The sequence below is a fragment of the Mesorhizobium sp. M0048 genome (assembly GCF_040323405.1).
GTDB lineage: Bacteria > Pseudomonadota > Alphaproteobacteria > Rhizobiales > Rhizobiaceae > Mesorhizobium.
Map to the genome: position 1 here is coordinate 74150 of NZ_JAMYUV010000003.1, position 13470 is coordinate 87619.

The window sequence follows — 13470 nt, forward strand, 5'->3', positions numbered from 1 at the left end:
GATTTGCCTGCCGGCTGAGACACTTAGCTACCGATTTCCCCAATCACGGTTCAAAACCAGTCATAGGAACCGTCTTCCGGGCGCAGATGGCTTGGTCGAATAGCGGCGGAGTGGTTCTTTCAAACTGTGCCGACAAGCCTACAGCTGTCCACACCATCAAGCGACCACATTATCAAGAGCCTTGGAGGCCTGTCATGTACACCGCCGGCGAAGAGGAAATCGAAGCCATTGCCAGGGTGATCCGCTCGGGCGCGCTGTTTCGTTACGGCAAGGACAGCGAATGCGACCGCTTCGAGGCCCGCTATGCGCAGCATCTTGGCGTCGAGCATTTCGCACTGGCCGCCAGCGGCACCTATGGGCTCGCCGCCGGCCTGATCGGGCTCGGCATCGGCCCGGGGGACGAAGTGCTGGTTCCCGCGCACACCTATATGGCGACAGCGACCGCGGTGCTGTCGGTCGGGGCCATTCCCGTCATCGTCGATATCGACGAGAGCCTGACCATCGATCCCATCGCTTTGCGCGACGCCATCGGGCCGCGCACCAGGGCGATCATCCCGGTGCATATGTGGGGCGCGGCCTGCAACATGAATGCGATCATGGACATTGCTGCCAAGCGCGGCTTGCTGGTGCTGGAGGATGTCTGCCAAGGCATCGGCGGCGGCTATGAGGGCCGCAAGCTCGGCTCGATCGGCCATGCCGGCGCCTATTCCTTCAACTATTTCAAGAACATGACCTCGGGTGAGGGCGGCGGCATCGCCACCAGCGACCCGAAAGTGGCGGAACGGGCGCGCTGCGCAATCGACCCTTGCCATTTCTACTGGCAGGGCAGAAGCGACAGCATCAAACCCTTCGCCGGCATCGGCGCGCGTGCTTCCGAACTGATGGGGGCGATGCTCAACGTCCAACTCGACCGGCTGGACGGCATCATCGAGGCGATGCGAGCCGAGAAGAAGACGGTGCTGGCCGGTACCCGCCACCTTAGCAATCTTGGGCTGACGACGTCGCCGATGAACAGCGCGGACGACGATTGTGCCGCACAGGTGATGTACCTGCTGCCGAGCGAGCAGGCGGCGCAGACTTTTTCGAAAACCATTCCGAGCGTCATCGCCGGCAAGACCGGCCGTCACAATTTTACTCAGTGGGACCAGGTGCTGATGCATGAAGGCGCGCATCATCCGGCGCTCAATCCTTACGCACTGCCCGAGAACCAAGGCCTGCGGCTGGATTATTCCGACGACCTCGGCAAGCGCTCGCTCGACATCCTCAACCGCACCGTGATGGTCGCCATGAACCCGGCGCACAGCGATACCGACATTCAGGACATGATCCACAACATCGACGCGGCGGCGCGGGTGGCGCTGGAGAATGCTTCGCTCGATGATATCGAATTGCGCAAGGCGGCACCGGTTGACCTGCAGAAGTTCGACAGTGTGAACTAGACCAGTTCCGGCGCGGTTTGCTCCCCTGCGGTCGAGTTCCTTGTCCGGTGGCCGGGCGAGGATTCCGGCCGGCATTACCGGTCGCCAAAAAATCCGCAGGCCCGTGTCGGATAGGCCGGGCTCCGCTCGTCCTAGGGGGCATCGATCACCAACACGGAGGATTAACGATATGCCCGGCACCGTACGGCTGCACCGCGTTCTGACAACAAGCCCGGAGAAAGTCTACCGCGCGTTCCTCGAAGCAGATGCACTTGCGAAATGGCTTCCGCCGGACGGCTTCACCTGCACGGTTCATCACTTCGAGGCGAAAGTCGGCGGTACGTTCAAAATGTCCTTCCGCAACTTCACCACCGGCGACAGCCACTCGTTCGGCGGCGAATATGTCGAGCTCGTCCCCAATGAGCAGCTGCGCTACACCGACCGCTTCGACGACCCCAACCTGGCCGGCGAGATCGAGGTGACCGTGACATTGAAGAAAGTGTCGGTCGGCACCGAAGTGAATATCACGCAGGCAGGTATTCCAGACGCCATCCCGGTTGAGGCCTGCTATCTCGGCTGGCAGGAGTCGCTGCGAAATCTGGCGAAGCTCGTTGAACCCGAGATCAACCAGTAAGATAAAGCGCTGCCCTGGCGGGTTGGCGTCGCTAACCGGAAACCCAGGGATGACGCCGTTCTTCCCACCCAACATGCGCCGGGGCCGGAAAGGCGGGATCGGCGAAGCAGCCGACCGCGACGGCGATCCATTCAGGCTTTCGCTCGGGCTCCCAGAAGACGCTCGAGCCGCAGCCCGGGCAGAAATGGAAAATGACGTGATGGCCGCTCCGAGCCGATCGCCTGTAGGTACTGGCGTCGCCTTCGGCTTCTACCTTGTCGCGCGCAAAGAAGGCGGCGACGCCGTATGTGCTGCCGGTCCGTTTCTGGCAGTCGAGGCAGTGGCACTGTGCGACCAGTTGCGGCTCTCCGTTACAGGAGATACTCAGTTGCCCACAGGCACAGGATGCGGTTCTCATGGCAATCCTCATGGTTCAGATGAATGCGTGCCCGCCGTACCGGCGGTGGGCATGCTTCTGGTTTTCGGGGTGGTTCGGCCTTGGGAAGCGCGCTTTGCGCGAACGCCGAAAAACAAGGACCGACGCCCCACCTTCCTAATCACTGCGGGCGATTGACTCAACCCCGCGGTGAACGAGATGGAGAGCCGGCTCTAGCTTCTGTCCAATCTTAGAAACGCGGCGCGCAGCGCCAGCACGGCGCGCAGGATCTGGCGTTCGTCCATCGCTGCATAGCCGAGCAACAGGCCGTGCTCGGGTTCTGTGGAATGGTAGTTGATCGAGATGCCCTGGACGTCGAGCCCTTCCTTGACGGCCGCGGCAACCACGTCGCTGTCCTTATAGGGCCTGACGAAGCTCGCCAGCAGCTGCATGCCGGAATCGTTTTCCGTGACGGTCAGCCATTCGGCCAGATGCTCCTGGCATAGCTTGACGAAGTTCGCCTGCCGGCGCGCATAGAGCCGGCGCATGCGTTTGAGATGCGTGGCGAAATAGCCCTGGGTGATGAAGTCGTTGACCGTTGCCTGCAGGATCAGCGGCGCGAACTGACCGGTGATGCTCACCGCCCGGTCGAAGGGCACCGACAATTCGCGCGGCACGATCAGATAACCGATGCGCAGCGCCGGGATCAGCGTCTTGCCGAAGCTGCCGATATAGACGACGCGGTCGGCATGATCGAGCCCGCGCAGCGCCGGCACCGGCCGGCCGCGGAACCGGTATTCGCCGTCATAGTCATCCTCGACGATCCAGGCGCCGTTGCGTTCGGCGATGTCGAGCAACTGCAATCGCTCCTCGATGCGCATGATGGTGCCGAACGGCCACTGGCAGGATGGCGTCACATAGATCAGCCGCGGCGGCGGCAGCTCCGGATCGGCAAGATGCCAGCCGCGCCGGTCGACCTTCAACGGTGCCAGCCTGGCGCCGCTGGCGAGAAAGGCGCTCTTGGCGCCGAGATAGCCGGGCTCCTCCATCCAGACATGGTCGCCTTCGTCCATCAGCACGCGCGAGACGAGATCGAGTGCTGCTTGCGCACCGGTGACGATGATCACCTGGTCGGCGGTGCAGCTGATGCCGCGCGACAGGCCGATGGTCGAGGCAATGGCCTGACGCAGGCCGGGGTGGCCGGCAAAGGAGAGATAACCAAGCAGGCTCTCGTCGCGGCTGCGTGCATTGCGCACCAGAAGGCTTGACCAGATGGTGAACGGAAACGATGCCGTTTCAGGCACGCCCGGATGGAAATTGATGACGCCGGCATTACGCGGCGGTTGCGGGCCGTTGACGATGGTCTGACCGCGCCGCGACAGCTTTTGCGGCGCTGCCAGTCCGGCGCGCAGGGATGCCAAGGGGCGGTTCTGCTGGATCGGCGCCACCCAGGTGCCCGATCCGGCACGCGCCTCGATAAAACCTTCGGCAAGGAGCTGGTCATAGGCGGCGATGACCGTGTTGCGCCCGACCTTCAGATCTTCGGCCAGCGAGCGCGTCGACGGCAGCAGCGTGTTCTGCGGGATCTGGCCGTCAAGGATGAAGCGTCGCAAGGCGCCGTAGATCTGACGATGCATCGGTTCTTCCGAAGCACGGTCGACCGACATGATGTCGAGGGAAAGGCGCATGTGGTCGGCCACGGCACTATCCCCCGACGGACCGGGCGGCGCGGGCGATCTTTTCCTCGTTGAGCCGGCAGACAGTGTCGAGCACCAGTCGCCTGGTTTCGGGGCGGATCTCGCGGCTGTTCTTCAGCGCGCGATGCACGGTGGCGGCGCCAAGTTCCGCCTTCTCGGCAATCTCCCGGATGGTGCAAAGCCGTTCCATGCCAAGCGCAGCTTCGAAAGCCATGTCGCTCCTCCTCGGTTGCATCAAGGCACGGCTTCCGGCCGGCCTCAAGCTTGAAAGTCGGGGTTTTAATCCAGAGCCGGGATTCTGCGATCCGCGCCGCGCAGGGAGCAAGGCGGCGCGGATCGCCGGGCGCTTTCGCGTCGCTAACCCCATCGAGGCGCGCGCCCATTATGTTCCTCCGGCTCGCAATGCGGGCCGGTCAGCCTGCCTTCCGAGTCGCCACTTCGAAGCCGGCCTCGCGGGCGGTGGCGAGCAGCGAGAAATAGCCTTTGCTGGCATAGGTCAGCGGATGCGCCTTGGCCGGATCCTGCTCGGCTTCGACAACGAGCCAGCCTTCATAGCCGCGCGCAGCGAGGGGTTTCAGCAATGACAGGAAATCGACCGAGCCGTCGCCGGGCACGGTAAAAATGCCGTCCATTACCGCCGCCATGAAGCTCATGTCCTCGCGGCGTGCCCGTTCCAGCACCGCCCTGCGAACGTCCTTGCAATGGAAATGCACGATACGGTCGAGATGCCGTTGCAGCAGCGATTGCGGGTCGCCGCCCGAAAACAGGCAGTGGCCGGTATCGAACAAAAGGCCGACGCTTCGGCCCGTCGCCGCCATCAGCCTGTCGACTTCATCGTCCGTCTCGACGATGGTGCCCATGTGGTGGTGGAAGGCCATGCCGACCCCGAATGCAGCCATGCGGTCGGCGAGGGCGGTCAGTTTCTTGCCATAGGACGGCCAGTCCCTGTCGGCGAGGCGCGGACGCTCGGAGATCGGTGCGAAAATGCCGTCATGGCGACCGCGCGAGGTGTCGGCGTAGACGACGATCCTGGCGCCAAGGTCGCGCAACAGCTGAAGATGTGGGGTGATCGCCGCGAATTCCTCGTCGACCGTGCGGTCGAGAATGCGGCCATCATACCAGCCGGAAACGAGTTCCAGGCCATAGGAAGACAGGAGCGGCCCAAGCACTTCAGCCTGGCGCGGAAATTTGCCGCCGAGTTCGGTGCCGCGGTAGCCGGCCAGCGCCGTTTCCGACAGGCAAGTCTCCAAGGACGTATCCCCGCCAAGCGCCGGAACGTCGTCATTGCTCCAGGTGATGGGATTGATGCCGATCTTGACCGTCATGACGCCAGGCTTTTGCGGGCTTGGGAAGACAAGCCGAGCCTGCAGACTGGCGACAAAGAGGCCCTGTCACTAGGTCCAGTTCAGCCGAATTTGGCAGAACCAATTAATGGTGACCGATTCTAGTCTTCCTTTGGGCGGCCAAAAAGGACGCGCAGTTCATCCTTTGCGTCCTCCAGCACTTCCTTCTGCGCCGCCGGCAGGTTCTTGCCGGCGCGGTTGATGTAGAAATTCAGCATCGACATGGCGGATTGAAACGGCCCTGCCTTGCGTCGGTCGCTGTGCTCGGCCGATCGCTTCAACGAGGCGGCGATTTTCCTTGGATCGTGGGATTCGAAGATATGTTCCTCGAGGTCCAGCGCGTCACTGTGCTCGGTGACGTCGGCGGACCATTTCCGTTGCGCGGTCATGGCAAACTCCTTCCACTAGGTCGTTGCCGGAAAACGCCTTATGGCGCACCCCTGTTCCACTTCGGCCCGAATCGCTGGAGCCACGGATTTGCCTGTCGTGGCGCTGCTCGGCGATGCGAATGCGCCGATAGTGGTCAGAACCGCCGATTCAAGAACTGCGGACAGGAAACGCTCTTGACCCCAATCGTCTCAAGCCAGGCAGGAAGTTCCGGCATCGACAGTGCCTATGCCTGGATACGGCTCGGCGTCTCGATGCTGCTGGCAACGATCGGCGGGGTCGGCATGTGGGCGGTGGTCGTGGTGCTGCCTGCCGTGCAGGCAGAATTCGGCGTCGATCGCGCCGCTGCCTCGATGCCCTACACCGCGACCATGGTCGGCTTTGCCGCGGGCAATGTGCTGTTCGGCCGCGCCATCGACCGCATGGGGTATTGGATCCCGGCGCTGATTGCCGCGATTACACTTGGCGCCGGCTTCATGCTGGCGTCGTTGACCAGTTCGATCCTGCAGTTCACCCTCGTCCAGGGCCTGTTGATCGGCGTCGGCTCGTCGGCGATCTTCGGCCCTTTGATCGCCGATATCTCGCATTGGTTTAACCGTCGCCGCGGCGTCGCGGTGACGGCTGCCGCGTCCGGCAACTATCTCGCCGGAGCGATCTGGCCGACGGCGATGCCCTATGTCATGCAGACCGAAGGCTGGCGCTTCACCTATGCCGCGATCGGCGTCGTCTGCCTGGTCACCATGGTGCCCTTGATCCTGCTGCTCCGGCGCGGCGCACCGCCCCAGGCGGCTCCGGGATCGCCGGGCAGCCGCGTGGTCCAGCCGATCTCCCTGTCGCCGGCGGCCTTGCAGGCGCTGCTCATCGTGGCCGGGCTCGGCTGCTGCGTGGCGATGTCGATGCCGCAAGTCCATATCGTCGCCTATTGCATGGATCTCGGCTACGGCGTGGCGCATGGCGCCGATATGCTGTCGATCATGCTGGCGGCGGGCGTCGTCAGCCGGCTTGGCTCGGGTTTCCTTGCCGATCGCATCGGCGGCGTGAAAACCCTGCTGATCGGCTCGGTGCTGCAATGCCTGTCGCTGTTGTTCTATATCCCGTTCGACGGGCTTGCCTCGCTTTATGTCGTCTCGCTGGTCTTCGGCCTGTCGCAAGGCGGCATCGTGCCCTGTTATGCGATCATCGTGCGCGAATATATGCCAGCCAAGGAGGCTGGCCAGCGCGTCGGCATCGTCATGATGGCGACCATCTTCGGCATGGCGATCGGCGGCTGGATGTCGGGCTGGATCTACGATCTGACCGGCTCCTATGCCGCCGCGTTCCTCAACGGCATTGCCTGGAACCTGCTGAATATTTTGGCCATGGTGCTGCTGCTGTGGAAGGCCCGGCGCAGCGCTGCTGTGGCGGCCTGAAGCACAGCGGTACGGATACAGTCTCTCCGGCCGTCGCTTGACAATAGCCGAAGGCTGCGCGACGCCAGACAAGGTGTGGCAACGGGCCAGGTTGGCAAGGCAGCAGTGGCAAAGACCCTGAACATCGTCTCACGGTCGCGTCTGGGCGGTTGCCCGGCTTCGGGACCAGTACGGTGATCAAGCCGCGCTCGCGCCGCGGCGGCGGCCGCCCGACCATCGCCGATGTCGCCCGCAAGGCCGGCGTCGGCGCCATTACCGTGTCGCGCGCCCTGCGTGAGCCGGGGCGTGTCTCGGAAGATCTGCGCCGCCAGATCGAGTCGGCCGTGAACGAACTCGGCTATGTGCCCGACCCGAATGCGCGGGCGCTGGCTTCGGCGCGCGCCGAGGTCTTTGGCGTTCTGGTGCCGTCGCTTACCAACAACGTCTTTGCCGAAGTGGTGCGCGGCATCTACGACAGCCTGTCGGACGGCCCTTTCCGGATTCAGCTAGGCAACACCCACTATTCCGGCCTCGAGGAAGAGCGGCTGCTGCAGGTGTTTGGCCCGCAACGCCCGGCGGCGCTGATCGTGGCCGGCATCGACCAGACGCTGGCCTCGCGAAAACTGCTGGAAACGGCAGGCTGTCCGGTGGTGCAGGTGATGGAGACCGGGCCCGATCCGGTCGACATGATGGTCGGCTTCTCGCATTTCGAGGGCGGCAAGGCGGCTGCGGAACATCTGATCGAGGCAGGCTATCGCCGGATCGGCTTCATCGGTGCGCGCATGGATCCGCGTTCGCAGCGGCGGCTTGCCGGCTATCGCGCGGCGATGGAGGCGGCCGGCCTGTTCGATCCGAGGCTCACCACCACGACGCCGGTGCCCTCCAGCGTCACCCTCGGCCGCGAATTGTTCCGCGACGCGCTGGCCAAGGTGCCGAGCCTCGATGGGGTGTTCTGTAACAATGACGATATCGCCCTTGGCGTGCTGTTCGAATGCCACCGCGCTTCGATCGCCGTGCCGAAGACGATCGGCATCGTTGGCTTCAACGATCTCGACATGATGGAGGTGGCCTTTCCGTCGGTCACCAGCGTTCGGACCTACCGCTACGAGATCGGCCGGCGGGCGGTCGCCATGGCGCTTGCGGCGATCGAAGGCAACAGGCCAGAGCAGCGGGTCGTCGACCTTGGCTTCGAACTCAAGCGACGTGAGAGCACGGCGCGCTGAAGCGAGCTTCGACGCAATGGCGCTTTACACTACGTCATGGTAGCGCTACCAGTTATCGCCGGGCGGTACTTCGCCCCGACGATGGGAGGCTGTTTATTATACATAAGCGACAGCTCATGCTTGTTTATTATGTATAATATGATAGTTTTTGCGGGACTAGCCGGGCAGCAAAGGAGGGGATCGGGTCGGCATTCGGCCACCTGAACGCGCGACGGATACGGCGGGAGGTGCCGGGCCGGAAACGCGCAAATTCATCGGCGTAACAACAAACAAAACTGCAACTGGGAGGAATATCGATGATCAAGTCACTCGTTGGCGGAATCGTTGCCGCCACTGCTTTCGTCATGCTGAGCTCGTCGGCGATCGCCGATCCTGAAATCGTCAAGGGGCCATCGGCCGAGCCTGACTGCTTCGCGCCCTGGTCGGCCGATACGCAGTTCTTCAAGTTCCCCAAGAAAGACGGCCCGTACCGCATCGCTCTGGCCAACGGCTATATCGCCAACACATGGCGCATCCAGATGGTGCAGACGGCAAAGGCCTATGCAGCGCAGCCGGAGGTCGCGGCCAAGCTCAAGGAATTCAAGGTGGTCTCGACCGGCGAGGACGTGCCGGCCCAGATTTCGGCAATCAACAATTTCATCGATTCCGGCTATGACGCGATTGTCGTCAACGCCCAGAACCCGACCGCATTCGGTCCGGTCATCAAGCGGGCCAAGGAAGCCGGCGTGGTGCTGGTCGCCTTCGACAACATCCTCGACACCAAGGATGCCATCAACGTCAATGTCGACCAGAAAGGCCTTGGCGAATTGTGGGCCAACTGGCTGGTCAAGCACGTGCCGAACGGCGGCAAGGTGCTGGAAGTGCGCGGCGTCGCCGGCACGTCCGTCGACACCGATCGCCATAACGGCATCCACGAGGTTCTCGACGCTTCCGGCAAGAAATGGGATGTCACCGAGGTCGTCGGCAAGTGGGATGACGGCGTTGCTCAAAAGGCTACGGCCGATGCCATTGCCACCAACGGCCCCTTCGACGGCATTACCGGACAGGGCGGCGATACCGGCATCGTGCAGGCGATGATCGATGCCAAGCATCCGTTCGTGCCGTTCGGCGGCGAGACGGAGAACGGCTTCCGCAAATTCTGCGCCAAGTTCGCCGCTGACGGCCTGAAATGCTCGTCGGCCGGCACCGGCCCGGCTCAGGTCGCGGTCGCCATCAAGACGGCGATTGCAGCACTTGAAGGCCAGGTCGTGCCGCAAGCGGTCAAGCTGCCGCTGGCGATCGTCGAGGATCCGAACTTCAAGGCAGGCCAGGATTTCTTCCCCGATCAGTCCGACAATTTCTTCGTCGGCAATTCCTTCCCGACCTGCGGCATCAATTTCACGGCGCAGGAAATCATGGGCCAGAGCAAGGAAAACCAGTAAACTCCGACAGCCCGACGCCGCGGGAATCCCGCGGCGTCGGCGCTCGACATCCTGATTGCCAAGCGCCTGGGGAGGGCCGATGGACGGTGCGGTTCCGCTCTTCCGCATGGAAGGCATATCCAAGCGCTATGGCGGCGTGCGGGCGCTGGAGAAGGCCGAACTGTCGGTCACTCCAGGCAGCATCCACGCCATTCTCGGCGAGAACGGCGCCGGCAAATCGACGCTGATCAAGGTCATGGCGGGGGTCGTTGCGCCCGACGAGGGCCGCATGATGCTGGACGGAAGCGAAGTTACCTTCGCTTCGCCGGCCGCTGCCAACCAGGCCGGCATCGTCTGCATCTTCCAGGAACTGTCGCTCGTCCCCGAACTCAGCGTCGCCGACAACATCGTCATTTCCGATCCGCCGAAGCGTTTCGGCATGATCGACCGCAAGGCGCAGCGCCGCATCGCCGAAGAAGCCCTGGCTCGCGCCGGCGCTTCCGATATCCATCCGCTGGCGCTGGTCAAGGATCTTCCTCTTTCAAGAAGGCAGATGGTCGAGATCGCCAAGGCACTGGCGCGCAAGCCGCGCATCCTGATCCTCGACGAGGCGACCTCGGCGCTGACCGCGGCTGACGTCGCCAGGGTTTTTGCCGTGTTGAAGCGGTTGCGTTCGGAAGGGCTGGCGCTGCTCTACATCTCGCACCGCATGAACGAGATCGCCGAGCTGGCCGACCAGTGCACGGTGTTCCGCAATGGCCGCAATGTCGCCAGCTACGCCGCCGGCACCAAGAGCGACAATGAAGTTGTCGAGCTGATGATCGGGCGCGAATACAGCCACATCTTTCCGCCCAAGCCCGCGCGGGCGGCTGCCGCAGCCACGCCGGTTCTCGAGGCGCGCAGCCTGTCATGGACGGATCGGCTGCACGATGTCTCGCTGTCGGTCGGGGCGGGCGAGGTGGTCGGGCTTGGCGGCCTCGACGGCCAGGGCCAGCGCGAATTGCTGCTCGCCTTCTTCGGTGTGCTGCGCGGCCTGTCAGGCCAGATACTGATCGACGGCAGGCCGGTGGCGATCGCCAGTCCGGCTGCGGCGCGCGATGACCGGATCGGCATGGCGCTGATCCCGGAGGACCGCAAGACCGAAGGGTTGATGCTGCCGATGACGGTGCGCGAAAACCTCTCCTTCGCCGCCCTTGACCGGCTGTCCAGGGCCGGCATCATCGATCGCGCCGCCGAGCAGCGGCTGATCGACGATATGGTCGGTCTCCTGGCGATCAAGACCGCCGGGCTCGACATTCCGGTCGGCGCGCTATCCGGCGGCAACCAGCAGAAGGTCGTCATCGCCAAATGGCTGATGCGGCAGCCGCGCATCATCCTGCTCAACGACCCGACGCGGGGCATCGATGTCGGCACCAAGCAGGAGCTTTACCAGTTGATGCGCAAGCTTGCCGAGCAGGGTGCGGCGATCCTCTTCTATTCGACCGATTATGACGAGCTGATCGGCTGCTGCGACCGCGTGCTGGTGCTCTATGACGGCGCGGTCAAGCGTGAACTGGTCGGCGCCGAAATCACCGAGCGGGCGCTGATCGCCAGCGCGCTCAACATTCACGAAGAGATGCCAAGGCAAGGAGCGGACGCGTGAAGGATTGGCGCTACTGGCTTGCCGAACAGCGCGGAACGCTGCTGGCGTTCGGCATCTTCGTTGTCATGTTCGTCATCTACACCTCGAACCATCCGGCGGGCTTCACCGCCAACGTCGTACAGACGGCCTCGAACAAGGGCGTGCTGCTCGCCTTCGTCGCCATGGCGCAAACGCTGGTGGTGATCACCGCCGGCATCGATCTCTCGGTCGGCATGATCTTCACGCTGACCAACTGCCTGGCCTCGTGGCTGGTCGTCGGCACCGGCATCGAGACCGCCTTCGGCGTCCTCGCCGTGCTCGGCACCGGGCTGCTGTGCGGGGCAATCAACGGCGCCATCGTCATCTATGGACGCCTGCAGCCGATCGTCGCCACCATCGCCACCGGCGCGGTCTATTTCGGCATCGCGCTGCTGCTTCGGCCGTTTCCCGGCGGCTCGGTCAATGAAGGGCTCGCCGATGCGCTGACCGGGCGCCTGTTTGGTTTTGTGCCGGCGAGTCTGGTGACGCTGCTGGCGGTCGTGCTCGTGGTCTGGGTGCCGTTCAGCCGGTCGGTGCTAGGCCGCGCCGCTTATGCAGCCGGCTCCTCGGAGATGGCGGCCTACATGTCCGGCGTGCCGATCCGGCGTGGAAAGTTCGCCGCCTATGCGCTTGCCGGTCTGCTTGCCGCGATCGGCGGGCTGTTCCTGACGTTCTTCACCTATACCGGTGATGCGGCCTATGCCAGCGGCAACGCCTATACGCTGTTTTCGATTGCCGCGGTTGTGCTTGGCGGCGTGTCGCTGTTCGGCGGCAAGGGCAGCGCCATCGGCGCGATCTTCGGCGCGCTTGCCTTCCGCACCATCGGCGACCTGCTGTTCGTCTTCGATTTCGATCCGCTCTGGCAGCCCCTGTTCCAGGGCGTCATTCTGCTGATCGCGGTCAGCCTCGGCGCGTTCGCCCTGTTTCGGGTCCGCAACCGGCTGGAGTGGTTCCTGTGAGCGAAACGACTGTGAGTGGTCTCGCCGGCCGCATGCCGAAATTCCTCCGCCGCGCCGACCCTGCGGTGCTGACGGCGTTCGCCTGTATCGTGCTGCTGCTGTTCCTCGGCAGCCTCTATTCGCGCAGCTTCCTGTCGCCTGAATACCTTTTGCAGCAGCTCAAGGTGGCGTCGTTTCTCGGCGTCATCGCCACCGGCATGATGCTGGTCATCCTGCTCGGCCAGATCGACCTGTCGGTACCCTGGTCGGTGGCGGCCGGCGCGATGATGGCCTGCGCCGCGGCCGCTTATGGGCCGGTCGGTGTGGCGCTTGCCATTCCGTTCGGCATCTTCTGCGGTGTTCTGATCGGCATCGTCAACGGCATCGGCGTCGCCTATCTGCGCATTCCCTCGATGATCATCACGCTTGCCACCAACGCCGTCGCGCAGGGGCTGATGGTGGTCTACACGGGCGGTTTCTCGCCGCAGGATTCGGCGACCGGTGCGATGCGCTATCTGGCGACCGGCTTTGCCGTTCCTGGCGTGCCCAACGCCGTGCTCATCTGGGCACTGATCGGCGCCGCAATGGTGTTCGTGCTGACCCGCACCGGCTTCGGCCGCACCGTCTATGGCATCGGCAATCGCGAGCGTGCCGCCTATCTTTCCGGCATCGACACAAGGCGCGTGGTAATGATCGCCTTTGCGGTTTCGGGCGGGCTCTCCGCCTTCGGCGGCGTGCTTTTGGCCGGCTATGCCTCCAAGGCGGCACAGTCGATGGGCGACGCCTATCTTCTGCCGTCGATAGCAGCGGTGGTGCTCGGCGGCACCTCGATCCTCGGTGGGCGCGGTTCCTATCTCGGCACCGTCGCTGGCGTGATCCTGATCACGCTTTTGCAATCCATTCTTTCCGTCATGCAGATGCCGGAGGCGGGACGGCAGATCATCTATGGCGTCGTCATCGTCGCCATGCTGCTGCTCTATGGCCGCGCGCCGGCAAGCCGCTGACCTGCATGACTGGGAAGGACGTG

At 63.6% G+C, this 13470-nt stretch carries 13 protein-coding genes; 8 read left to right on the forward strand and 5 right to left on the reverse strand.

Annotation, left to right across the window (positions count from 1 at the left end; all coding sequences use genetic code 11):
• Positions 1–194: 194 nt before the first annotated feature.
• Positions 195–1439 (forward strand): DegT/DnrJ/EryC1/StrS family aminotransferase, encoded by a 1245-nt coding sequence (locus NKJ84_RS04575; protein WP_352505529.1) that lies wholly within the window; start codon positions 195–197, stop codon positions 1437–1439.
• Between the two features lie 169 nt (positions 1440–1608).
• Positions 1609–2052 (forward strand): SRPBCC family protein, encoded by a 444-nt coding sequence (locus NKJ84_RS04580; RefSeq protein ID WP_352505530.1) that lies wholly within the window; start codon positions 1609–1611, stop codon positions 2050–2052.
• 31 nt (positions 2053–2083) lie between these two features.
• Here the strand turns inward: NKJ84_RS04580 and NKJ84_RS04585 are convergent, their stop codons facing one another.
• The 5 genes from NKJ84_RS04585 to NKJ84_RS04605 form a co-directional block, all read right to left on the reverse strand.
• Positions 2084–2461 (reverse strand): GFA family protein, encoded by a 378-nt coding sequence (locus tag NKJ84_RS04585; protein WP_352505531.1) that lies wholly within the window; start codon positions 2459–2461, stop codon positions 2084–2086.
• A 179-nt stretch (positions 2462–2640) separates the two neighbouring features.
• On the reverse strand, positions 2641–4107 hold the full coding sequence (gene mocR / locus NKJ84_RS04590) for a rhizopine catabolism transcriptional regulator MocR (RefSeq protein WP_245274662.1): 1467 nt from the start codon (positions 4105–4107) through the stop codon (positions 2641–2643).
• A gap of 4 nt (positions 4108–4111) precedes the next feature.
• Positions 4112–4318, reverse strand: coding sequence for a LacI family DNA-binding transcriptional regulator (locus NKJ84_RS04595; RefSeq protein WP_023675823.1), 207 nt, complete (start codon positions 4316–4318; stop codon positions 4112–4114).
• A gap of 199 nt (positions 4319–4517) precedes the next feature.
• Complete coding sequence (iolE, locus tag NKJ84_RS04600) at positions 4518–5429, reverse strand: myo-inosose-2 dehydratase (RefSeq protein ID WP_352505532.1); 912 nt, start codon at positions 5427–5429, stop codon at positions 4518–4520.
• 119 nt (positions 5430–5548) lie between these two features.
• Positions 5549–5836 (reverse strand): DUF3175 domain-containing protein, encoded by a 288-nt coding sequence (locus tag NKJ84_RS04605; protein ID WP_352505533.1) that lies wholly within the window; start codon positions 5834–5836, stop codon positions 5549–5551.
• 174 nt (positions 5837–6010) lie between these two features.
• Here NKJ84_RS04605 and NKJ84_RS04610 point away from each other — a divergent pair, with 174 nt between their 5' ends.
• From NKJ84_RS04610 to NKJ84_RS04635, 6 genes are all read left to right on the forward strand, one after another.
• Positions 6011–7243 carry an MFS transporter gene (locus tag NKJ84_RS04610; RefSeq protein ID WP_023675826.1) on the forward strand — a complete coding sequence of 411 codons (1233 nt, stop codon included), beginning with the start codon at positions 6011–6013 and terminating at the stop codon, positions 7241–7243.
• Between the two features lie 173 nt (positions 7244–7416).
• The gene (gntR, locus tag NKJ84_RS04615; protein WP_352453280.1) at positions 7417–8445 is read left to right on the forward strand and encodes an HTH-type transcriptional regulator GntR; all 1029 of its coding nucleotides are present in this window, start codon (positions 7417–7419) and stop codon (positions 8443–8445) included.
• Positions 8446–8741: 296 nt separating this feature from the next.
• On the forward strand, positions 8742–9866 hold the full coding sequence (locus NKJ84_RS04620) for a sugar ABC transporter substrate-binding protein (protein WP_023675828.1): 1125 nt from the start codon (positions 8742–8744) through the stop codon (positions 9864–9866).
• A gap of 79 nt (positions 9867–9945) precedes the next feature.
• Positions 9946–11487, forward strand: a complete 1542-nt coding sequence (locus NKJ84_RS04625; RefSeq protein ID WP_352505534.1) for a sugar ABC transporter ATP-binding protein — start codon at positions 9946–9948, stop codon at positions 11485–11487.
• Positions 11484–12464 (forward strand): ABC transporter permease, encoded by a 981-nt coding sequence (locus tag NKJ84_RS04630; protein WP_023675830.1) that lies wholly within the window; start codon positions 11484–11486, stop codon positions 12462–12464. Before NKJ84_RS04625 ends, NKJ84_RS04630 begins: the two co-directional genes overlap by 4 nt.
• Positions 12461–13447: an ABC transporter permease gene (locus NKJ84_RS04635; protein WP_292658927.1), complete on the forward strand. Its 987-nt coding sequence runs from the start codon at positions 12461–12463 to the stop codon at positions 13445–13447. Before NKJ84_RS04630 ends, NKJ84_RS04635 begins: the two co-directional genes overlap by 4 nt.
• Positions 13448–13470: the final 23 nt, after the last annotated feature.

Excerpts from the sequence above, each read along its gene's own strand:
- iolE (WP_352505532.1), bottom strand. The coding sequence starts at position 5,429 with ATGACGGTCAAGATCGGCATCAATCCCATCACCTGGAGCAATGACGAC.
- NKJ84_RS04605 (WP_352505533.1), bottom strand. The coding sequence starts at position 5,836 with ATGACCGCGCAACGGAAATGGTCCGCCGACGTCACCGAGCACAGTGAC.
- NKJ84_RS04575 (WP_352505529.1), top strand. The coding sequence starts at position 195 with ATGTACACCGCCGGCGAAGAGGAAATCGAAGCCATTGCCAGGGTGATC.
- NKJ84_RS04595 (WP_023675823.1), bottom strand. The coding sequence starts at position 4,318 with ATGGCTTTCGAAGCTGCGCTTGGCATGGAACGGCTTTGCACCATCCGG.
- NKJ84_RS04580 (WP_352505530.1), top strand. The coding sequence starts at position 1,609 with ATGCCCGGCACCGTACGGCTGCACCGCGTTCTGACAACAAGCCCGGAG.
- NKJ84_RS04585 (WP_352505531.1), bottom strand. The coding sequence starts at position 2,461 with ATGAGGATTGCCATGAGAACCGCATCCTGTGCCTGTGGGCAACTGAGT.
- NKJ84_RS04625 (WP_352505534.1), top strand. The coding sequence starts at position 9,946 with ATGGACGGTGCGGTTCCGCTCTTCCGCATGGAAGGCATATCCAAGCGC.
- NKJ84_RS04620 (WP_023675828.1), top strand. The coding sequence starts at position 8,742 with ATGATCAAGTCACTCGTTGGCGGAATCGTTGCCGCCACTGCTTTCGTC.